Annotated in this window: 20 protein-coding genes and 1 pseudogene; 6 read left to right on the top strand and 15 right to left on the bottom strand. The window is 65.8% G+C overall.

The features are described from left to right. Positions 1–129: 129 nt before the first annotated feature. The 8 genes and pseudogenes from ACGGKE_RS02320 to glmM all read right to left on the bottom strand — a co-directional run. Positions 130–725: pseudogene (locus tag ACGGKE_RS02320) on the bottom strand (IS3 family transposase); the annotation flags it as partial. Positions 726–1,448: 723 nt separating this feature from the next. Next, entirely contained in the window at positions 1,449–2,822 is a 1,374-nt protein-coding gene (locus ACGGKE_RS02315) for an integrase arm-type DNA-binding domain-containing protein (protein WP_394439792.1), read from the bottom strand. Between the two features lie 369 nt (positions 2,823–3,191). After that, positions 3,192–4,451: an MFS transporter gene (locus tag ACGGKE_RS02310; protein ID WP_394439789.1), complete on the bottom strand. Its 1,260-nt coding sequence runs from the start codon at positions 4,449–4,451 to the stop codon at positions 3,192–3,194. Positions 4,452–4,515: 64 nt separating this feature from the next. Continuing rightward, positions 4,516–5,160: a L,D-transpeptidase family protein gene (locus tag ACGGKE_RS02305; RefSeq protein WP_394439786.1), complete on the bottom strand. Its 645-nt coding sequence runs from the start codon at positions 5,158–5,160 to the stop codon at positions 4,516–4,518. Between the two features lie 84 nt (positions 5,161–5,244). Further along, entirely contained in the window at positions 5,245–5,844 is a 600-nt protein-coding gene (locus tag ACGGKE_RS02300) for a ribonuclease HII (RefSeq protein ID WP_394439783.1), read from the bottom strand. Then, positions 5,837–6,598, bottom strand: coding sequence for a bifunctional hydroxymethylpyrimidine kinase/phosphomethylpyrimidine kinase (gene thiD, locus ACGGKE_RS02295; RefSeq protein ID WP_394439780.1), 762 nt, complete (start codon positions 6,596–6,598; stop codon positions 5,837–5,839). Before thiD ends, ACGGKE_RS02300 begins: the two co-directional genes overlap by 8 nt. Then, positions 6,595–6,819 carry a DUF1272 domain-containing protein gene (locus tag ACGGKE_RS02290; RefSeq protein WP_394439777.1) on the bottom strand — a complete coding sequence of 75 codons (225 nt, stop codon included), beginning with the start codon at positions 6,817–6,819 and terminating at the stop codon, positions 6,595–6,597. The genes thiD and ACGGKE_RS02290 overlap by 4 nt, the downstream gene beginning before the upstream one ends. Continuing rightward, positions 6,819–8,159 carry a phosphoglucosamine mutase gene (gene glmM / locus ACGGKE_RS02285; RefSeq protein ID WP_394439772.1) on the bottom strand — a complete coding sequence of 447 codons (1,341 nt, stop codon included), beginning with the start codon at positions 8,157–8,159 and terminating at the stop codon, positions 6,819–6,821. Before glmM ends, ACGGKE_RS02290 begins: the two co-directional genes overlap by 1 nt. A gap of 110 nt (positions 8,160–8,269) precedes the next feature. On the opposite strand from glmM, the gene ACGGKE_RS02280 reads away from it, so the two are divergent. Continuing rightward, positions 8,270–9,637 carry an alanine/glycine:cation symporter family protein gene (locus ACGGKE_RS02280; protein WP_394441697.1) on the top strand — a complete coding sequence of 456 codons (1,368 nt, stop codon included), beginning with the start codon at positions 8,270–8,272 and terminating at the stop codon, positions 9,635–9,637. A 67-nt stretch (positions 9,638–9,704) separates the two neighbouring features. Here the strand turns inward: ACGGKE_RS02280 and ACGGKE_RS02275 are convergent, their stop codons facing one another. After that, on the bottom strand, positions 9,705–9,887 hold the full coding sequence (locus ACGGKE_RS02275; RefSeq protein ID WP_394439770.1) for a CsbD family protein: 183 nt from the start codon (positions 9,885–9,887) through the stop codon (positions 9,705–9,707). Positions 9,888–10,066: 179 nt separating this feature from the next. Between ACGGKE_RS02275 and ACGGKE_RS02270 the strand changes: the two genes are divergently transcribed. Both ACGGKE_RS02270 and ACGGKE_RS02265 read left to right on the top strand, forming a co-directional pair. After that, entirely contained in the window at positions 10,067–11,188 is a 1,122-nt protein-coding gene (locus ACGGKE_RS02270) for a hypothetical protein (protein ID WP_394439768.1), read from the top strand. Between the two features lie 29 nt (positions 11,189–11,217). Beyond that, a complete protein-coding gene (locus tag ACGGKE_RS02265; protein ID WP_394439764.1) occupies positions 11,218–11,859 on the top strand; it encodes an ankyrin repeat domain-containing protein in 642 nt (213 codons plus the stop codon). A 79-nt stretch (positions 11,860–11,938) separates the two neighbouring features. On the opposite strand, the gene rpsI is transcribed toward ACGGKE_RS02265, so the two are convergent. The 4 genes from rpsI to ACGGKE_RS02245 all read right to left on the bottom strand — a co-directional run bounded on the left by rpsI (position 11,939) and on the right by ACGGKE_RS02245 (position 15,508). After that, positions 11,939–12,481, bottom strand: a complete 543-nt coding sequence (gene rpsI, locus ACGGKE_RS02260; RefSeq protein WP_394439761.1) for a 30S ribosomal protein S9 — start codon at positions 12,479–12,481, stop codon at positions 11,939–11,941. Next, positions 12,481–12,960, bottom strand: a complete 480-nt coding sequence (gene rplM / locus ACGGKE_RS02255; RefSeq protein WP_228167803.1) for a 50S ribosomal protein L13 — start codon at positions 12,958–12,960, stop codon at positions 12,481–12,483. The genes rpsI and rplM overlap by 1 nt, the downstream gene beginning before the upstream one ends. Positions 12,961–13,144: 184 nt before the next feature. Then, the gene (gene folP / locus ACGGKE_RS02250; protein ID WP_394439757.1) at positions 13,145–14,269 is read right to left on the bottom strand and encodes a dihydropteroate synthase; all 1,125 of its coding nucleotides are present in this window, start codon (positions 14,267–14,269) and stop codon (positions 13,145–13,147) included. Positions 14,270–14,365: 96 nt separating this feature from the next. Further along, positions 14,366–15,508 (bottom strand): site-specific DNA-methyltransferase, encoded by a 1,143-nt coding sequence (locus ACGGKE_RS02245; protein WP_317515948.1) that lies wholly within the window; start codon positions 15,506–15,508, stop codon positions 14,366–14,368. Positions 15,509–15,799: 291 nt separating this feature from the next. Between ACGGKE_RS02245 and ACGGKE_RS02240 the strand changes: the two genes are divergently transcribed. Next, positions 15,800–16,135 (top strand): ArsR/SmtB family transcription factor, encoded by a 336-nt coding sequence (locus ACGGKE_RS02240; RefSeq protein WP_394439753.1) that lies wholly within the window; start codon positions 15,800–15,802, stop codon positions 16,133–16,135. Positions 16,136–16,404: 269 nt separating this feature from the next. Here the strand turns inward: ACGGKE_RS02240 and fabG are convergent, their stop codons facing one another. Together fabG and fabD are read right to left on the bottom strand one after the other, a co-directional pair. Then, positions 16,405–17,145: a 3-oxoacyl-[acyl-carrier-protein] reductase gene (gene fabG / locus ACGGKE_RS02235; RefSeq protein ID WP_394439750.1), complete on the bottom strand. Its 741-nt coding sequence runs from the start codon at positions 17,143–17,145 to the stop codon at positions 16,405–16,407. Positions 17,146–17,165: 20 nt separating this feature from the next. Then, positions 17,166–18,101 (bottom strand): ACP S-malonyltransferase, encoded by a 936-nt coding sequence (gene fabD / locus ACGGKE_RS02230; protein ID WP_394441694.1) that lies wholly within the window; start codon positions 18,099–18,101, stop codon positions 17,166–17,168. Positions 18,102–18,260: 159 nt separating this feature from the next. On the opposite strand from fabD, the gene ACGGKE_RS02225 reads away from it, so the two are divergent. Next, the gene (locus ACGGKE_RS02225) at positions 18,261–19,733 is read left to right on the top strand and encodes an efflux transporter outer membrane subunit (protein ID WP_394439747.1); all 1,473 of its coding nucleotides are present in this window, start codon (positions 18,261–18,263) and stop codon (positions 19,731–19,733) included. Next, positions 19,723–21,264, top strand: coding sequence for an efflux RND transporter periplasmic adaptor subunit (locus ACGGKE_RS02220; RefSeq protein ID WP_394439744.1), 1,542 nt, complete (start codon positions 19,723–19,725; stop codon positions 21,262–21,264). The genes ACGGKE_RS02225 and ACGGKE_RS02220 overlap by 11 nt, the downstream gene beginning before the upstream one ends. The last annotated feature ends 6 nt before the right edge of the window (positions 21,265–21,270 follow it).

Here is a 21,270-nt window from a genome sequence, read left to right as displayed (position 1 = left end):
CCTCCTGTCGGGCTCCGCCCTCCCTACGCCGCGCGCAGCGCAAGGCGCGTTCCTCGACCGTCGTGGCATCCTTGAAAGGGGGTCCCTTTTGCGCGCCGATCGGGGGTCCCGTTTGCACGCCGATTGACACCATAGACGCCCCCGTTTGGGCTGGCGCTGCGGCACCTTGAGCCCTTCGCGCCGCCATATCCGCTCGACCCGTTTATGGTTCACCGTCCACCCCGCATGGCGCAGCAACGCCGTGACCCGGCGGTAGCCGTAACGACCATATTGCTTTGCCAAGGCGATGATGTCCTCCGTCAGCGCCTGTTCGTCATCCGCCCCACGCGGCACTTTACGCTGTGTCGATCGATGCTGCCCCAGAACCCGGCATATCCGTCGCTCGGATAGCCGGACTGGCAGATCCCGTCGTATATGATCGATGCAGCGCCGTCGCCGCGCGGGGCTCAGAAGTTTCCCCGTGCAGCTTCCTGCAATATCAGCTTGTCCAGCGTCAGGTCCGAGATCGCCCGGCGAAGCCGCTGGTTCTCTTTCTCCAGATCCTTCATCCGCCGCGCCTGGTCAGTCTTTAGGCCGCCATACTCCTTGCGCCAGCGATAGTAAGTCTGTTCGCTGACTGCGATCCGGCGACACGCCTCCGCCGTCGAGGCCCCCTGGGCCAGCACGATCTCAACTTCACGCAGCTTCCCGATAATCTCTTCCGGCTTGTGCTTCTTGCTTGGCATTCGTCATCCCTTTCGTGGTCCAGACTATCATAGTCTCTGGGCCACTCAGTGGGGGGCAGATCATCTTCAGGCCCTGACTTTCGCGCCAGTAGAGGTCGAGAAGCATCTCACTTCCAGGATCTGAGCAGAGTGAGCCGAACGTTGCTGTCGACGTCGCTCTTGCCTTGATGATCGACCTGCAAAGAGGCGCGAAAACGGCTGGGCGACCGTGCTCGTCCAGCATAGGTTCAATTTGAGCATCGTGTTTCATGGGCATCGCTCTCCGTCCCATCGCGAGTATCATCGCGCGAACCGCGTCGATGTCCCGCTCTTGATTGTCCCCCACTGTATGGAACGGAATGTTCCAAGGGCATCATGCACGAATTCCATCGTGCGGCAATGTGTCGTTATGAGGGGATATTCGCTATGGATGTGGTTAACATCGCGAGACATTTTCGCTGATCTCGTCCGCAGATTGGCACGGTGGCTCATCAGCGCCTGACAAGACGTGCGACGTCGAACCAGCGCATTAGCTTGAACTTTCAGATGCGACGCGTTAGCTGGCTTTTCAGCGCCACGGATCGGCGTGCTCCGTGGCACATTTCGTGGCACATTTAGGGTAATGGAGGGTAATCTAGGGCAAGCTGACTATTGAAAAATAGTGGTTTATTTCCCCTCCGATCCCCTGTAGTGTCCCCAAAATCCGGTTCGATCCCCGTAGGTAATGGGCAAAGGGTTCTCGATCTATCCCGAGGCCTTTTTCTTGGTAAGCGATTTGGATCGAAGCCCGGGCTTCAGCGAAACGATATTGTCTTTCGGATTGAGAATCCGCGCCACCAACGCTGCCAGCTTTCTAAGGGCGGCCGTCTTTTCAGCCAGATACTCATACTGATCGTAGACACCTTCCACGCCAGGTATAACATGCCCCATCACCCGCTCGGAGACGTGCGGGGAGACGCCAGATCGGATCATCAGTGTTTTTCCAGTGCGTCGCAAATCGTGCAACACCCAATGCGGGATCGGATGGCCAGCGATCTCCTCCATCTTGGCATCGAGCGCCGCCTTGTCCTTGGTGAAGCCATTGATCGGCCCTTTCAAGCGTCCTTGGAAGATAAAGGGAGCGCTTGCACTAGTAGGCTGCTTGCGAACGATCTGCATAACCATAGGAGGCAGCCTGATATACTCGGCGTTGCCCTTCTCACGATCTTCGGTCGGAATCGCCCACAAACCATCAGACGTGAGGAAGTCCCGATGCATAAGTCTCAATTTCTCACGCCGCTGGAGCGTCAGGAGCAATGACTGACAGAAAGCGCCGAAAGTGCCTTGGGTCTCGCACGCTCGCCAGAAAATTCGGATTTCCTCGTCGCTGAGGATACGTTTGCGCTTCCGCTCGGATGACTTGGTGCGTTTCATCCCCCGCACGATCGGGGATACGAAATCATCATCACGCGCGGCGTGCCAATTGAACATCGCGCTAAGCTGAGCGAGCACCGCGTCTGATTGTGTTGCACCGCTGGCATCCTGGATCGTATCGAGCAGTTTAGTCACATCACGCCGGGCGATGGATGCGATCAAACGGTCGCGCCACCGCTCATTGCCGTCGAGATCGGCGAAGATGTAGTGGTCAAATATCCGTTGGATTTCGCTGGCGGACCGCAGCGGCGCGAGTGGCTTGCCGCGACCGTCTTTCTGCCCCTCTTTCATAACATGGCGCTTAAAATACTCGGCGAAAACCGACGCGATGGTGTCTGATTCAACTTCAGGTTCAGCCTCAGCCTCAGGTTTGCCGGGATCCCTACCCTCGGCGATTATCGCCTTCCATTCGCGCGCCTTCTGGCGAGCGGCGTCTAGTGTGAGTCTACAGACGCCCTTAGCGACGACATACACGCGGTCCTTCGCGTCAGCCGGGCAATAATCTCCGAGAACACGCCGGCTAGCGTGCAGCGTTGTGCCATCACCTCCTGGAAATCGCGCCATGAGAAGAAACGACACCCGGCGCTTCGGATTGACGCGAACGATCAACCCAGCCTCGATTTCGTCCATCCACTCATCGCGAGACCCAGGCTCAGCAGCTTTCAGCCCTCGGAGCCACGGATCAGAGAATTTTTTTGTAGCCATAGCAGCCTCAAGTGTGCAGCAAACTGTGCAGCAAATCGGAAGTAATGCCCCATTTCAGCTTGCTCAGGATATTGCCGGGAAAAGGTAGGAAAATAAAGGGAAATCATAGACTTCATAGGTGACACGATGTGCCCCAAGGTTACTCCATGTTCCACCGCGAGACGCCGAATCCAATTTCTCTTAATCAGCGGGTCCTAGGTTCGAGCCCTAGTGCGTCCACCATTTTTCGATATCAGGCTTGCTCGTGCAAGGTTGGTCTCTTGAGAGATCATATTCGCGGCCAGTGGTTTTTCAACCGCCGCGCGAACCAAGCAAGGTTCGCGGACAGTCGCCAAGACAATGTTTCCTCAACGCTGGAGCAGCCGTCGGTCATAGGCGCGCCGGGGCCGTCTCCGGCAGCCGCAGCAGCACGGGCAGCACGGCCAGGGCGACGATCGCGATCATCGCGCCCGGCGCGAGCGTCCAGCCTGTTCGGGCGATCAGCCAATGCGCCAGCCAGGGCGTCAGCCCACCAAACAAGGCAGTCGCCGTCGTCGCGCCGAGCGCCAGGCCGGTGAGCCGTCCCTCCCCCGGAAATTGTTCGGCCGTCGTGACCGCGCCCACCGCGCTCACCGCGCCGCCCAGCGCAGCGAGCATGACTGCGCCCAGCAAGGCGCCGCCACCCCCGCCCGCCATCAGCAGGAACATCGGCATCGGCAAGGCCGCTCCCCCCAGGCCGAGCGACAGCAGCACAGGCCTGCGGCCGATCCGGTCGGCAAGCAGGCCAGTGAAGGGCGTGACCAGGATCACGACCAGCGCCGCCGCCGTCGACAGCCACAGCGCCGCCCCCTCCGCCATCACGCCCGTCCCGGTCAGGAAGCTCGGCACATAGGTGATGCCGACATAATAAGTGATCGAGCCCAGAGCCGAGATCGCAAAGCCGCGCAGGATCGGCAGGCGATGGCGAGTCAGGCTCTGCCGCAGCGGATTGCGCGGCACCCTGGATTGCGCCTGCTGCCGCAGAAAGTCGGGCGATTCCTCCATCGTCGACCGGGCCAGCAGCACCAGCCCCGCCATGCCGGCGCCCACGAAGAAGGGGATGCGCCAGCCGCACTCCGCCAGGCTGGTGTCATCCATCAGCGCCACCGTCGCCGCGGCGACGCCAGCGGCCAGCAGCGCGCCGATCTCGCTGGCCGCGGATGCCAGCGACGCCACGAAGCCGCGGCGCCGGGCTCGCGCGCCCTCCATCAGATAGGCGACGACGCCGGTATATTCCCCGCCCACGGAAAAGGCCATCAGGCACCGCAGCGCCAGCAGCATCCACCCCGCGACCGGGCCGACCTGCGCCTGGGTCGGCAGCAGCGCGGTGGCGAGCATGGCCGCCGTCATCATCCCCATCGACAGCAGCATCGTCAGCCGCCGCCCGTGACGATCCCCGATATGACCAAAGACGATCGCGCCAAAGGGACGCATCGCATAGGCCAGGGCAAAGCCGGCCAGCGTCTCCCCCAGACCCGTCGCGCCACCGCCGAAGAAGATGCGGGACAGCAACGTCGCGACATAGAGATAGAGGGTGAAATCATACCATCCGACGATGGTGGACAGGATCGCCACCGCCAGCGATCGCCTCGACATTTCGCTGGCCTGCATCTGTGCTCCTTCCGCCCGGGTCGCCCCTTGTGCGGACAAAGGCGCGCCGACGCAAATATCCGGGCTATCGGCGCAGGCGTGGCCAGAAAATCGCGGGGTCGATTGCCAGCAGCGGCACCGCCTCCGGAACCGGAGCGGAAGCCTCCGGGCGGGGCAGCAGGCTGGATTCGAAGCTGACGACCGTGCTGCCGGGATCGGCCACCACGAGTGGATCGAGCTGAAGCGCGGCGCTCAGCCGCGCCTGCGTCACTTCCACCAGCGTGCCGATCCGGGTCAGCGCGAAAAGTTGCCGCGCGAAGGCATAGGGCATGCGAATGCACCCATGGCTGGCGGGATAGCCCGGATCATGGCCGGCATGCAGCGCAATCCCGTCCCAGGTCAGCCGCTGCATGAAGGGCATGGGCGCATTGCTGTACAGGTTGGAGCGGTGCCACTGCCGTTTCTGCAGGATCGGATATTCGCCGGTTGGCGTGCGGTGCCCCTTCATGCCCGTCGATACGCTGGCGACGCCGATCAGCCGGTCGCCGCGATAGACATGGACTCGCTGCTTTTCGATGCTGATGACCATGTAGAGCGGCCCGCCCGCGCCGCCCTCGTCCATCCAACGATAGTCACCAGGCGCCAGCGGTATGTCCTGCGTGTTTTGCGCGGCGGCGGGCGCCGTCGCCAGCAGCAGGGGGAGGAGCAGGAACAGCCGATGCCGATGCATAAGGCATTATTAACCATGACCGGGTCAGACGCCAGCCTATCCCGCATCCTCAGCCAAGCGCGTCCCGCCAAGGCACAGTTTCGATCAGAGGAAGGAGAGTTGCGCCACCGGGGCGAAGCTGCGGCGGTGCAGGGGCGTCGGGCCATGTTCGCGCAGCGCCGCCAGATGATGCGCGCTGCCATAGCCCTTGTTGCTTTCCCAGCCATAATGCGGGTGGTCCGCCGCGGCGGCGATCATCATCCGGTCGCGCTCTTCCTTGGCCAGGATCGATGCAGCGGCGATGGACAGGCATTTGGCGTCGCCCTCCACCACCGCCGTCGACGCCCAGCGCCAGCTGGGGCAACGATTGCCATCCACCAATATATGCGCGCAGTCATGCTCGAGCGCCTCGACCGCGCGCGTCATGGCCAGCATCGTGGCCCAGAGGATGTTGATCTCGTCAATCTCCGCAACGCTCGCGACGCCGATGCCCCAGCACAGCGCCCGCGCCTTGACTTGCGCCTCCAGCTCGGCGCGCTTCCTGGCGCTCAGCTGCTTGGAATCGTTCAGGCCGTCCGGGCAATCGTCGACGCGCAGGATGACCGCGGCGGCCACGACGGGGCCGGCAAGCGGCCCCCTGCCCGCTTCGTCCACGCCGGCGACCAGACCGGGATGATGGCGGTGCTCGTGCGAGAAGTCAGGCATGGGCGTGAAAGCCAAGCGGAGCGCCCATCGGGCCATGGCCGCTGCCGAAACCGGGCGCCAGCGCCAGCGCTTCCCGCACATATTTGCGGGCCCGCTCGATCGACGGGACAAGGTCGAGCTGCTGTCCAAGGCCTGTCGCGATGGCGCTCGCCAGGGTGCAGCCCGTGCCATGGCTGTGCGGCGTGTCGATGCGGCTGTTGCTCCACGCCTTGAGCAGACCGTCCGGACCGACGAGGCGGTCGGTCAGCATCGGCCCTTCGCCATGGCCGCCCTTGGCAAGGACATGAGTGCCAAAGCGGACCGCAATCGCCTCGCCGCCCAGCGCCGCCAGTTCGGGGATGTTGGGCGTGACGAGCGTGGCGATCGCCATCAGCCTCTCGAACGCCGCGATCGTCGCATCGTCCGCCAGCAAGGATCCGCTGGTCGCCACCATGACCGGATCGAACACGATCGGCACATTGTCCAGTGCCGCCAATCGCTCGGCAACGGCGATGGCGGTGTCGGCCGATCCGATCATGCCGATCTTGACCGCATCCACGCCGATGTCGCTGATGCAACTGTCGATCTGCGCCAGCACCATGTCGGTGGGGATGGGATGCACGGCCTGGACGCCCAGCGTGTTCTGCGCGGTGATCGCGGTGATCGCGGTCATGCCGAAGCCGCCCAGCATCGTCACGGTCTTGAGGTCGGCCTGGATACCGGCGCCCCCGCCGCTGTCGGACCCGGCGATGATGAGGATGCGCGCGGGCTTCACGGCGTGTGACGACGCTCGGACGAGGCGGGATGATCGGCCAGCGCCTGGCCGACGCGGGTCGGGCGGTCCATCAACTCGCCGGCGCAATTGGGGCACCGGTCGTCCAGCGCTTCGGCGCAGAGCGCGCAGAAGGTGCATTCGAACGAGCAGATGAACGCGCCGGGCGCATCCGCCGGCAGGTCCGCGCCGCAGCGTTCGCAATCGGGGTGCATCCGCAACATCAGGCTGCCGCCTTCTCGACCGCGGCGCAGATGCGCTCGACCACGTCCTTGACCTGATCCTCGCTATCCCCTTCGGCCATCACGCGGATGACCGGCTCGGTGCCTGACGGGCGAATGACCAGGCGGCCCGCGCCGTTCAGTTCGGCCTCCGCCTGCGCGATCACGCGCTTCACATCCGCATGCTCCAGCGGCTTGCCGCCAGCGAAGCGGACATTCTTGAGCAGTTGCGGGACCGGGTCGAACTGGTGCAGCGTTTCGCTCGCCGGCTTGCCCGATCGCACGAGGGCCGCCAGCACCTGCAGCGCCGCCACCGTGCCGTCCCCGGTCGTCGCATAATCCGACAGGATCATATGGCCCGATTGCTCGCCGCCGACATTGAAGCCGCCCTCGCGCATCCGTTCCAGCACATAGCGGTCGCCCACCTTGGTGCGCTCCAGGCCGATGCCCTTGTCCGCCAGGAACCGCTCGAGGCCAAGGTTGGACATGACCGTCGCCACCAGCCCACCGCCGCGCAGCGTGCCGGCCGCCATGAAATTGGCGGCGATCAGCGCCATGATCTGGTCGCCATCGATCAGCCTGCCCTTTTCATCGACGACGATCAGCCGGTCGGCATCACCATCCAGCGCGATGCCGATGTCGGCGCCCGACGACACCACCGTTTCCTGCAGCAGCATGGGAGAGGTCGATCCGCAGCCATCATTGATGTTCGTGCCATTGGGCGTGACGCCGATCGCCACCACGGTCGCGCCCAGCTCCCAGAAAGCGGACGGCGCAACCTGATAGGCGGCACCATTGGCGCAATCGACCACGATCTTCAGCCCGTCGAGGCGCAGGTCGGCCGGAAAGCTCGACTTGACCGCGTGGATGTAGCGTCCGCGCGCATCCTCCACCCGACGGGCCCGGCCGATATCCTTGGACGGGGCAAGTTCGATGCTCTGGCCCAGCAACGCTTCTATCTTCAGCTCATCCTCATCCGACAGCTTGTAGCCGTCCGGGCCGAACAGCTTGATGCCATTGTCGAAATAGGGATTGTGGCTGGCCGAGATCATGACGCCCAAGTCCGCGCGCATCGAATGGGCGAGCAGCGCGACGGCCGGCGTCGGGATCGGCCCGAACTGCACCACATCCATGCCGACGGCGGTGAAGCCCGCAACCAGCGCATTTTCCACCATATAGCCCGACAGCCGCGTATCCTTGCCGATCACCACGCGGTGGCGATGGCTGCCGCGCTGGAAATGCGTGCCGGCGGCCATGCCGACCTTCATCGCCAGGTCCGGCGTCATCGGCCATTGGTTGGTGCGTCCGCGAATGCCGTCGGTGCCGAAATATTGCCTGCTCACATGTCCCTCGCCGCTTGGGGCCGGAAGAGCCTTGCGCTCCAGAGTCTATCCTTACCGGCCCATAGCAATCTTTGATCGACAATCCACCCATCCGGCGGCATCCGGGCGCGATGGAAAATTTCAACGCCTTCGTCGACGGCCTGTCCGACGCCGTCTTTTTCAAGGTGCCGCTCTTTGGCGCGCAGATCGAACTGATCGTGCTCTACCTGGCGCTGCCGATGCTGTTCTTCACCCTGTGGCTGGGCTTTCCCAATGTGACGCAGGTCGGGCGCGCCATCCGCATCCTGCGGACCCAGCCGCATGAAGGCGAGGCGAAGGGGGATGTCAGCCAGTGGGCCGCGCTCTCGACCGCCCTGTCGGGCACGATCGGCCTTGGCAACATTGCCGGCGTCGCGGTGGCGCTGACCATGGGCGGCCCGGGCGCGATCCTGTGGATGTTCATCATCGGCTGGTTCGCCATGACGGTGAAGATGGCCGAAGTGACGCTGGGCCTCAAATATCGCGTATTCGACGATCGCGGCCATGTCCATGGCGGCCCGATGTATGTGCTGAGGGCCGTGGGCGCGGCGCGGGGCTGGCCCCGGCTGGGGCTGGCGCTGGGCGGCGCCTACGCCTTTTTCGCGCTGTTCGGTGCGATCCCGATGGTTCAGGTCAACCAGAGCTTCGCGCAGGTGAAGGTCGTCACCGGCATGACCAATGGCTGGGCCTATGGCGTCTTCATCGCCAGCGCCGTGGCGCTGGTGACGCTGGGCGGCGCGGCCTGGCTCGGCGAAGTGTCGAAGCGGCTGACGCCCCTGAAGGTCGCCGTCTATCTGGGCGGCGTCGCGGCCATCCTGATCCTGCACGTCGCCGATATTCCGGCCGCGCTGGCGCTGATCTGGAACGGCGCATGGTCGGGCGACGCGGCCACGGGCGGCGCTGTAGGCGCCTTCGTCGCCGGCATGCGGCGCGCGGTCTTCGCGAGCGAGGCCGGCGTCGGGTCGGCGGTGATGGCGCACAGCCTGGCGCGGACCCAGCATCCCGTGTCGGAGGGGCTGGTCGCGCTGCTGGAGCCGCTGCTCGGCACGATGATCGTCTGCGCGGTGGGCGGCCTGGCGCTGGTGGTGGCCGGCACCTGGAACAGCGGGCTGGAGGGCATCGCCATCACGTCCGCGGCCTTCGCCAAGGTATCGCCCTGGTTTCCCTGGCTGCTGGCGGTGGTCGTGTTCCTGTTCGCCTATTCGACGCTGGTCGCCTGGGGCTTTTACGGTCTGCAGGCCTGGGGCTATTTGTTCGGCAATGGACCACGGGCGCAATGGACCTACAAGATCCTCTACGTCGTCGCCCTGCCCCCGGCGGCCGCGATCGACCTGGGCCGGGTCGTCGGCATCGTCGACAGCAGCTTCTTCCTGATGGCCATTCCCAATGTAATCGCCCTCTATCTGTGCGCGGGCGAACTGCGGCGGGACGTAAAGGCCTATCTATCCGGCCACGGATGAGCACGAGCCCACGAAAAAGCCCCGCTCCATGAAGGGGCGGGGCCTTTTTTCGCCTTGATGGCCTGGATCAGATATCGTCGCCAAGCGCGCCCTTCACCGATCCTGCGACGTCCTGCGCCGAACCCTTGGCCTTCTGCGCCTTGCCTTCGGCTTCCAGCTGCGGATCGTCATTGTTGCGGCCAATCGCTTCCTTGACGCTGCCAGCGGTCTTGTTGCCCGCAGCCTTCACCTTGTCGGTCAGTTCACCCATGTCACGTCTCCTGTGCTTGGTGGTTGCAGGTTCAACGGACCAGCCGGGCCAAAGGTTGCCGCCGGAACGCAGCCGCAACGAAGTTCCCTAGTCGCATCGACTAGGGCTGTAGCTGCTTCGACTAGTTCGGGCCGCGCCCGCCCGGCCTAGAAAGGGCCGGGACTTCGCGGGAGACGGTCATGTTCGCAGCGGTTGACGGCATCAGGCCCACTGACGCGCCGACTGGCGCCCCCCCGGCAGGCGCCGGCCGGATCGCGGACGGGCTGGCATCGGCTCTCCGCAACGGCGCCGACGCCGAGGATGTGGCGCAGACGCTGCGCGATCTCGGCCAGAATGACCCTGCGCTGGAACACGCCGTGCGCGGCGCGCTGGAGGCGCGTCTGACCCCGGTCGAACAGGGCGAGATGGCGCGCGCGGACGCCATGGACGCGGCGCTGCGGGCGGGCGGCGGCGGGCCTTCGGACGCGGAGCGGCGCGCGATCGCCGTCGCCTTCCGCCGCGAGTTGGAGGGCAATCAGTCCAGCTTGCGCAACGGCGCCCTTTCGCCTGCCGAGCGCAGCGCCCGGACCGAGTTGCAGCAGGTGGGCGAACTGGCCCTGCTCAACATCGACGTCTATGAAGACCAAAGCATCGCCAGCCTCTTGCCGCGCGGCTTCACCGCTTTGTCCGATCGCCAGGCGGAACGGCAGTTCCCCGGCTTCACCGCCCGGGACGATCGCGCCGGCCTCTATTCGCGCATCTATCATGACAGCGAAAGCGACACCTATGTGGTCGTCAATCGCGGCACCGACGATGGCTGGGCACCCTGGGGCATCGTGCGGGGATCGCCGGACGGTTCCACCAATCGCAGGCTGATCTTCGGCAGCAAGACGCGCCAGGCCGACCTGGCGCTCGCCAATGCCGATGCGGTGGCGGACGCGACCGGCGGACGGGTGGCCTTCAGCGGTCATTCGCTGGGCGGCGCGCTGGCGTCGCTGCAAGGCGCGCAGGTCGGCAAGCCCGCGACGGTGTTCAATCCGCTGGGTTTGCAAGAGAAGCTGTTCGAACGCTATACTATCGATCGCGAAGGGCTGGACCAGCATGTCCGGGCCTATGTGGTGGATGGAGATCCGGTGGCGGGCAGCAATGGCTTCTTCGGGCTGGAACGAGCGCCCACGACGCAGCTGCCGTCCCGCGATCTCAGCTGGTCGGCCAATGACGGGCTGCGCTCCAGCGACAACAGCCCCGACGAACATGGCATGGTCAGCGTGATCGGCGGGCTGCTGCATCGGGCGAACGCCGCCATTCGGGAGGCGCGTTGAGGCGCGCCCTCCTCCTGCCAGCCCTTGCCATGACGCTGCTGTCCTGCGACGGATCGGGCGCGTCGGCGGACCTGCCGGGACGCGATGGAGGTTGCAGCATGATGTCGTCCGACGATCGCGCCGTCATCGAAAATGCGTTCGGCTATTATCCCGACGATGTGTCGCCTTTGTCCCAGGCCATATTGTGCGACGACGCGGCGAAGGCCGATCGCCTGCTGGCGCAGGGCGCGAGCCCCAATCAGCGCGAGCCCGGCGGACTGACGCCGGTGCTGATCGCGGCGGCCCTGTCGCGCGACGCCCTGCTGGCGCGGCTGCTGCAGGCGGGGGGCGATCCCAATGCCTATGAACGCGACACCCGCACCCTGGCTTTATCCTACGCTTTGTCGGCCGGCGTGCATCAGGGCGACTGGCGCGCCTATGAACGGCTGATCGATGAAGGCGCGGACATCAACCGCAGCGCGCAGGGCGGCCCGACCATCGCGCGCTGGGCCTCGTCGCTCGGTCAGTTCGACAAGGTCGAGCAGTTGCTGGATCGCGGCTATAGCGCCGATCTGCCGGCGCTCGCGCGATCGGTCGAACGCCGCAACGTGCCGGACAAGGCGAAGCCCGCACAAGCGCGGCTGCTGGCGCGCATCCGCGCGATGATCGCCACGGATAGGCCGGCGGGCTGACAACGTGGCGGCCGGGCGGCGGGCATGAAAAAAGGGGCCGGAAAACCGGCCCCTTTTCGTAATGGCTTGTTCCGAAGACTTAGCGCTTCGAGAACTGGAAGCTGCGGCGTGCCTTGGCCCGGCCGTACTTCTTACGCTCGACGACGCGGCTGTCGCGTGTCAGGAAGCCTTCGGCCTTGACCGCGCTGCGCAGCGCCGGCTCATATTTGCTGAGCGCCTGGGCGATGCCGTGCTTAACCGCGCCGGCCTGGCCCGAAAGGCCACCGCCCTTGACGGTGCAGACGACGTCATACTGGCCAACGCGATCGGTCACGCCGAAGGGCTGGTTGATGACGAGGCGCAGGGTCGGACGCGCGAAGTAGATTTCCTGGTCGCGGCCGTTGACGGTGATCTTGCCGGTGCCGGGCTTCACCCAAACGCGGGCGACGGCGTCCTTGCGGCGGCCGGTCGCATAGGCGCGGCCCAGGCTGTCGATTTCCTGCTGACGCAGCGGAGCCGAAGGCGCGGCGGGCGCAGCGACGGGCGCTTCGCCTTCGGCGGCGGCGGCGGCCGGCGCGGCAGTGGCGGGCGCGTTGGCGGCCAGCGACGCGAGGTCGGACAGGGACTGACGGTTATCGGACATTATGCACCCACCTTGTTCTTGCGGTTGCGCGACGCGAAATCGAGCACTTCGGGGTTCTGGGCTTCATGCGCATGCTCGGCGCCGGCGAAGATGCGCAGGTTGCGCATCTGCTGGCGGCCCAGCGGGCCACGGGGGATCATACGCTCGACGGCCTTTTCCAGGACGCGCTCGGGGAAACGGCCTTCCAGGATCTTCTGGGGGGTGGTTTCCTTGATGCCGCCGGCATAGCCGGTGTGCTTGTAATAGACCTTGTCGGTCAGCTTGCGGCCGGTGAACTTGACCTTGCCCGCGTTGATGATGATGACATTGTCACCGCAATCGACGTGGGGGGTGAAGCTCGGCTTGTGCTTGCCGCGCAGGATATTCGCCACGGTCGAAGCGAGGCGGCCGACGACGAGACCTTCCGCGTCGATCAGGATCCACTTCTTTTCGACCGTCGCCGGGGTCGCCGGCTTGGTGGTCTTCATCAGCGCCTTCATGGTGCCAATACTCCAGAATGAAAAAATGAAACCGGACGCCGTCGCCGACGCCCGGAAGTGGGGCGCTAATGACGATTCACGGCACGGAAGTCAAGAGAATGCGCCGCTTTGCTGACGGGTAAAATAATACCCGCACCTCGCAGAGGGCGGTTCGGCCCCTCCACTTCGCAGCAACAGCCCCTCCCTAGACCGCGCTCAGCCCCGCATCGGCAAGGCCGCGCCAGAGGTGGAGCGCCTGAACGCTTTCCTTGACATCATGGACGCGCACCATCTGCGCGCCCAGTTGCGCCGCGCGGAAGGCGAGCGCGACCGATCCGCCCAGCCGGTCTGCGGCGGGCGCTTCGTTGGACAGCGCGCCGATCAGCCGCTTGCGGCTGCCGGCGAAAAGCAGCGGCACGCCCAGTCCCTGGAAGGTCGCAAGGCCGTTCACCAGCGCCAGATTGTCGGCCAGGCGCTTGCCAAAGCCCAGCCCGGGATCGACCATGATCCGTTCGCGCGCTATGCCCGCCGTCAGGCAGGCTGCGATCCGCGCTTCCAGATGATCGAACACATCGGCGACGACATCGCCATAGCCCGTGGGATTTTCGTGCGGATCGTCGCCGGCCGATGGCGCATGCATCAGGACGACGGGGCAGCCGGCGCGCGCCACCACCTCCAGGCTGCGCGGATCGTGGGCGAGCGCGCTGACGTCGTTGACGACATGCGCGCCGGCAGCCAGCGCAGCCTCCATCACCGCGGCCTTGCGCGTGTCGACCGACACCGGCACGCCGGCGGCGGCCAATCGCTCGATCACCGGCGCGATCCGCTTGATCTCATCGCCTTCCCACAGCTTGGGCGCCTTGGGCCGGGTGGATTCGCCGCCGACGTCGATCAGCGCCGCGCCCGCGGCCGCCATCGCGAAGCCGGCGTCCGCCGCCGCCTGCGGATCGCCCATATGCTTGCCGCCGTCGGAAAAGCTGTCGGGCGTGATGTTGAGGATCGCCATCACCTGGGGCGCGTCGAAGCGGATGGTGCGATCGCCGGCGACCAGCGGCGGGCGCTGGGCCGAGATATTGGCGGCGAGTTGCAAGGCGCGCTGCGCCAGCCTGTCGGGCAAGGCGGCGATGGCGTTGGCGAAGTCGGCGACCGGGATCGTCACGCGCGCCATGCGTCGCGCGCCATCCAGCGCCGTCAGCTCATAGCCCTGGAACCAGATGAGCCCGTTGCCCATCCGTGCCGCAGCGCCATCGGGCAATCCGATCGGGGTCGGCACATACCATGTCGGCGTGAGGTAGAGCCGCGCGTCGGCGGAAATGTTCGAGAGAGTCATTTCCAATTCCGTTCGCCCTGAGCCTGTCGAAGGGCATTGCCTAAAGAAAAGGAGAGGGCTTCGACAGGCTCAGCCCGAACGGATCTAGCTTTTAAGTTACGGCTCGTTGGCGAGAAGATACGTCTGGCGCAGGGCGTCGATGGGCTTCAGCCCTCCTTCCGCCTCATAATGCCAGAAGGTCCAGCCATTGCAGCTGGGCGCACCCTGGAGCGTCGCGCCCATCTTGTGGATGGAGCCGCTGTCCGCGCCGATCGCGAGCGAGCCGTCGGCGCGCACCTGCGCCTGCCAGCGCCGCTTGGTGTCGGTCAGGATCGCACCGGGTGTCAGATAACCGGTTTCGACCAGCGTGCCGAACGCGACCTTGGGCTGGCTGCGCGCGCTCTGCATGATGGTGAGCGCCGATTCATCGAGCGGCAGTGCATCGGCGATCCGTTCCAGCGCGACCTCGATATAATCCTCCTCACGCTCGATGCCGATCCAGCGCCGGCCCAGCCGCTTGGCCACGGCCCCGGTCGTGCCGGTGCCGAAGAAGGGATCGAGCACCACGTCGCCCGGCTTGGTGCAGGACAGCAGCACGCGATAGAGCAGCGATTCGGGCTTCTGCGTCGGATGCGCCTTCGCGCCGTTGCGCTTCAGCCGCTCCTGCCCGCCGCAGATCGGCAGCACCCAGTCGGACCGCATCTGCAACTCGTCGTTGAGCGTCTTCATCGCCTTGTAGTTGAACGTATAGCGGGCATCCTCGCCCTGGCTCGCCCAGATCAGCGTTTCGTGCGCATTGGTGAAGCGCGTGCCCTTGAAATTGGGCATGGGGTTGGCCTTGCGCCAGATGATGTCGTTGAGGATCCAGAAGCCCTCATCCTGCAGCGCCGCGCCGACGCGGAAGATATTATGATAGCTGCCGATCACCCAGATGGTGCCATTGGGTTTCAGGATGCGCCGCGCCTCGCGCAGCCACGCCTTGGTGAAACGGTCATAGGACCCCAGCGTGTCGAACTTGTCCCAATCATTGTCGACCGCATCGACGCGCCCGCCTTCGGGCCGGAAAAGGTCGCCGCCAAGCTGCAGATTATAGGGCGGATCGGCGAAGATCATGTCGATGCACGCATCGGGCAGCGCCGCCATCTGCGCGATGCAGTCGCCCCGCAGCAGCGTGTCTACCGGGACCGGTGCCGCCGGAAGCTCGATTGGCGCGACCGCCTTTTTCCGTCGCGGCGCTGCGACGCGTTCCATGACACCCATGATGCTTGCCCCCGTTGATCCTTGAGGACCATGCGATGAGTCCTCGGGAGTCCGCCGTCAAGATCAGCGGCTTAGCAGCAAAGCCTCAGAAATTGGTTAATGATGGGGAGAACGAAGCGGGGACCCACAAGATGTTGAGTCGGGCGGCCGCGGGCAGACTCCATATCGCGCGGTGTGACTCAAAAGACTCAGTTGCCAGGGCGACTCGACTTTTTTTGGTTAACGGTGCTGGGAGGCATTTCACCGCAAGCGCCCTTGCCCAATTCATAACCATCTGCTTATGACGCTTCCATGACGAAGATGTTGAAAGAGGATCGCGGCGCCACCATCGACGCCCAGTTCAAGGCCCTGTCGGACGGCACGCGCCGCGCCCTGCTGGAATATCTGGTGCACGAAGGCGAACAGAGCGTCCATGCCCTGACGGCGGTGTCGGGCGTATCGCAGCCCATGGTGTCGCGCCACCTGGGCAAGCTCAAGCGAGCGAAGCTCGTGACGGCCCGCCGGGCGGGGCGCGAAACCTATTATGCCGCGCGCGCCAAGGGGCTGGGCCCGGTCGTGCAATGGATGGCGGTCTATGGCGCGCTCTGGTCCCAGCGCTTCACCGCGCTGGAGGGCGTCGAGGTGTGACGGCCTGGGGCTGAGGGTGCGCCCTATCGCCGAAGCAGGAACCCTAAGCACGCCACCGCGACCGCGCGACCGGTGGAGAGATGGATCCCCGCCTGCGCGGGATGACAAGCACGCGGGGGCGTGGCGCTGCCCTAAACACCCGTCGTTCCCGCGAAGGCGGGAACCGATGTCGCGTCACCGATTCGAAGTCTGCGCGCACGGGAGCCCCCTGCCCCCGCCGAACAAGATCATAGCGCGCGCCATGCGTTTCGCACGCGCGCGCCATCCGGTCAGATCATCGCCATGCCGCCATTGACGTGCAGCGTCTGGCCCGTGACGTAACCGGCCTCCTTGCTCGCCAGATAGACGACGGCCGCGCCGATATCCTCGCCGCTGCCCAGGTCGCCGGCGGGGATCTTGGCGAGGATGGCGCCCTTCTGCGTGTCGTTCAGCGCGTCGGTCATGGCCGACCGGATGAAGCCCGGCGCGACGCAGTTGACGGTCACGCCACGGCTCGCCAGTTCCTGGCCCAGGCTCTTCGACATGCCGATGATGCCCGCCTTGGACGCGCAATAATTCGCCTGGCCGGGGTTGCCGGTGACGCCCACGACCGAGGTGATGGAGATGATGCGGCCGAAGCGCGCCTTCATCATCGGCTTGGCGGCGGCGCGGCAGAGGCGGAAGGCGGCTTCCAGATTGACCTGGATCACTTGGCTCCACTCCTCATCCTTCATCCGCAGGATCAGATTGTCGCGCGTGATGCCGGCATTGTTGACGAGGATGTCGACCTTGCCGCCCAGCGCCTCCACCGCCTGCGGCACCAGCGCATCGACCGAAGCGGGGTCGGAGAGGTTGCACACGATCGCCTTGTGGTCGCCGCCCAGTTCGGCGGCGAAGGCCTTGAGCTTCTCTTCATTGCTGCCCGACAGCGCCAGCGTGGCGCCCTGTGCGGCCAGCGCCCTGGCGATCGACGAACCGATGCCGCCCGATGCGCCGGTCACCAGCGCGGTCATTCCCGAAAGGTCGAACATGTTGCTTAATCCCTATGCTGTCAGAAGGCCGCCAGCGCGGCTTCGATGTCGTCCATGGTGACGATGCTGCGCACCGTGGCGTCCGGCGCGATCCGCTTGATCATGGGCCCGAGCACCTTGCCGCCCAGTTCGACGAAGTCGGTCACGCCCGCATCCCACATGGCCGCGACGGACTCGCGCCAGCGCACGCGGCCGGTGACCTGCTCGACCAGGCGCGCCTTTATCTCTTCGGGGTCGGCAATCGCGGCGGCAAGGACATTGGCGTAGACGGGCAGCAGCGGCGCGGCGATCACGGCCTTGGCCAGCGCTTCTTCCATCGCATCGGCGGCCGGCTGCATCAGCGGGCAGTGGAAGGGCGCCGACACGGGCAGCAGCACGCCGCGCTTGATGCCATGATCCTTCACCAGCGCGACCGCGCGCTCGATCGCGCCGCGATGGCCGGAAATCACGACCTGGCTCGGGTCATTGTCGTTGGCGACGGTGCACACTTCGCCCTGCGCCGCGGCGTCGGCCAGCGCTTGCGCCTTGTCGATGTCCGCGCCCAGCAGCGCGGCCATCGCGCCCTCGCCCACTGGCACTGCCGCCTGCATCGCCTGCCCGCGCAGCTTCAGCAGGCGCGCGGTGGTGCCGATGTCGAAGGCTTCGACGGCGCACAGCGCGCTATATTCGCCCAGGCTGTGGCCGGCGACATAATCGCCCTTGTCGGCCAGGGAGAAACCGCCTTCCTTCTGCATCACGCGGAGCGTGGCGATGGCGTTGGCCATGATCGCAGGCTGGGCATTTTCCGTCAGGGTCAGGTCGCTCTCGGGCCCCTCCACCATGATGCGGAACAAATGCTGCGACAGGGCGTCGTCGACCTCCTGAAACAGTTCCTTCGCCGCGCCGCTGGCGTCCGCCAGCGCCTTGCCCATGCCGACCGACTGGCTGCCCTGTCCCGGAAAAACAAATGCCCGCATCATCCACCTCGAAGCCAGAGCGCTTCTGGAAAAGCGCTGATTGTCACTGCCGTTACACTTTGAGACATAAATGTCGTTGAGCCGTACATGCCCCTGCGGCAGTCAGGGGCGCAACGGGCGCCGGTCCTGCGGGATCGGCGTGAAGCGGCCCCTTTAACGATGACGGAGTGCAAGGAAAAGGTGCGATATCGCCTAGCATGGATCAGCGGCCTGGCGGTCACGCTGTCCGCCTGCGCCGCCGGCCCCGATTATCACTCGCCCCAGCCGGGGGCGCTGGGCGTGCCGGCAGCCTACAGCCAGGGCGACGGCGCCGCGCTGGACCCGGCGGACCTTGCCCAATGGTGGACGCGGCTCAACGATCCGACGCTCAGCGCGCTGATTGATCAGGCGATCGCCGATAATCTGGACATCGTGCAGGCGCAGGCGCGGTTGCGCCAGGCGCGCGAAAGCCTGGTCCAGGCCAATGCCAGCCTGCTGCCGCAGCTCAGCGGATCAGCCACGGGCGGGCGCAACTATAGCAGCCAGGATGCCGGCGGCCGGCTGGACGCCAATGGCAATCCGATCGGCGGCGGCGGCAGCAACTGGTCGAGCAGCTATTCAGCCCGGGTCAACGCCAGCTGGCAGCTGGACCTGTTTGGCGAGCTGCGCCGCGGCCGCGAAGCGGCGCGCGCCGATCTGGAGGCGTCCGGCTTCGACCTGGCCAGTGTCCGCCTGACCATCATTTCCGAACTGGTGACCAACTATGTGCAGGCGCGGCTGGCGCAGGCGCAGCTGCGCGTCGCGCGCGAGACCCAGGCGGTGCAGCGCGACAATTACCAGATCGCCAGCTGGCGCTTGCAGGCCGGGCTCGTCTCCTCGCTGGACGAACAGCAGGCGCGCGCGCAGCTGGCGCAGACCAACGCCACCATCCCCCAGCTGGAGGCCAGCCTGACGGGCAGCCTCAATCGCATCGCGGTGCTGACCGGCCAGGCGCCCGGCGACGCCACCCGCACGCTGGAGGCCCCTGCCCCCATCCCGGTCGCCACCGCGCAGATGGCGACGGGCATTCCCGCCGACACCTTGCGCCAGCGGCCCGACGTGCGCAGCGCTGAACGCGCGCTCGCCGCCGCGACCGCGCGCATCGGCGTGGCGCAGGCGCAGCTGTACCCGTCACTGGGCATCACCGGCAATATCGGCACCACCTCCAACGCGTTCAGCGAATTGTTCGACCTGATCACCGGCGGCGTCTTCGCCAATGTGGCGCAGACCATCTTCGATGGCGGACAGCTCCGCTCGCAGGTGCGCGCGCAGAGGGCTGCGACCGACGCCGCCTTCGCCGCCTACAAGCAAAGCGTGCTGACCGCGCTGGAGGATGTCGAGAATGCCATGGCGTCGCTGACCAGCGCCCGGGCGCGCAAGGTGGAGTTCGCCACCGCCTATGACGCGTCCAACAACGCCGCGATCCTGGCGCGCAGCCAGTATCAGGCCGGGTTGATCGATTTCCAGACGCTGTCGACCAGCGAAAATACGCTTTTGAACGCCCGCAACAGCCTGGCTTCCGCGCAAGCCGACGAAGCGCTCGCCATCGCCCAGCTCTATAATGCGCTGGGCGGCGGCTGGCAGAGCATGGACAACCGCCCCGATGAGCAATGACGTTACCCCTGACCCGGATCTGGACGATTTCCTTGGCGCCAAGCCGCAGAAGCCGTGGCGCAAATGGGCGATCCGCGGCGCGATCGCCCTGGCGCTGCTGATCCTCATCCTGCTCATCGCCCGCTGCTTCGGCGGCGAGGACAAGCCCAATTACGCCACGCGCGAGGCGCGGCGCGGCGACCTGACCGTGACGGTATCGGCCACCGGCAACCTCAAGCCCATCAACCAGGTCGATGTGGGCTCCGAACAGTCGGGCAAGATCACCCAGGTCTATGTCGATGTGAACGACCGGGTGACGCGCGGGCAGAAGCTGGCCGAGCTGGACACGCGCCGGCTGGTCGACACCGTCAACCAGAACCAGGCACAGGTCGCATCGTCCCAGGCCAGCGTCGCACAGGCGCAGGCGCAGGTGGCGCTGGCCAAGGCGACTCTCGACCGGCAGGAAAATGTGTTCAAGCTGTCGGGCGGCCGCGTGCCGGCCCGGACCGAACTCGATTCGGCCCGCGCCGGTTATCAGAGCGCGCTCGCCAATCTGCGTTCGGCGCAGGCGCAGGTGAATGTCTCGCGCGCGCAGCTATCGACGGCGCAGACCAACCTGTCGATCGCGCAGATCGTGTCGCCCGTGACCGGCGTCGTCCTGTCCCGCGACATCGAGCCGGGGCAGACCGTCGCTGCGTCGCTCAATGCGCCGGTTCTCTTCACCATCGCGGAAGACCTGACGCAGATGGAAGTCGAAGTCTCGGTGGACGAAGCCGATGTCGGCCAGGTCAAGGAAGGACAGAGCGCGACCTTCGCCGTTGACGCCTTCCCCGGCCGCAGCTTCCCGGCCAAGGTGACGCGCGTCAATGTGGGGTCCGACAGCAGCTCCAGCAGCTCGTCCTCCTCTTCATCCAGCAGCAGCACCACCAGTTCCTCCTCGGGGACGGTGGTCGCCTATACCGCGGTGCTGTCGGTCGACAATGATGACCAGATACTGCGCCCCGGCATGACCGCGACCGCGGACATCGTGACGCAGGAACTGCATGACGTGCTGCTCATCCCCAACAGCGCGCTGCGGTTCAAGCCGGCGACCGGCGCGTCGCAGGGCGGCGGCATCACCAGCGTGCTGCCCGGGCCCCGCCGCCGTCAGAACAACCGGCAGGTCAGCTTCGGCTCGGGCAGCAGCCAGACCGTCTATGTCGTCGGCGAGGACGGCAATCCCAAGGCTATTCAGGTCGTGGTCGGCGCCAGCGACGGGTCGCGCACCGTTATCACCGGCGGCGAGCTCAAGGCCGGCATGAAGGTCATCACCGGCCAGCTGGCGGCGGGCCAGGAAGCGCCGGCCGAGGACCAGAAGGCAGAGGCCGGCAGCACGCAGGACGAGGCAAGTGGCGAGAAGCCGCGCAACCCATCGACCGACGGCAGTCCGGCCAGCGTCGGAAAGCTCGGCAATTCGGGCGATGCGGCGCCCGAAACCGCCCCGGTCGCGCCGGTGGAGAGCAGCGCCCCGCCTACGGCGACACGCGGCACCGGGCGGCAGGGCGGGACCTGACCGGGC

The organism is Sphingobium naphthae (assembly GCF_043589935.1).
In the GTDB taxonomy this organism is placed as follows: Bacteria; Pseudomonadota; Alphaproteobacteria; order Sphingomonadales; family Sphingomonadaceae; genus Sphingobium; species Sphingobium naphthae_A.
This window is presented reverse-complemented; position numbering and strand designations above follow the sequence as displayed.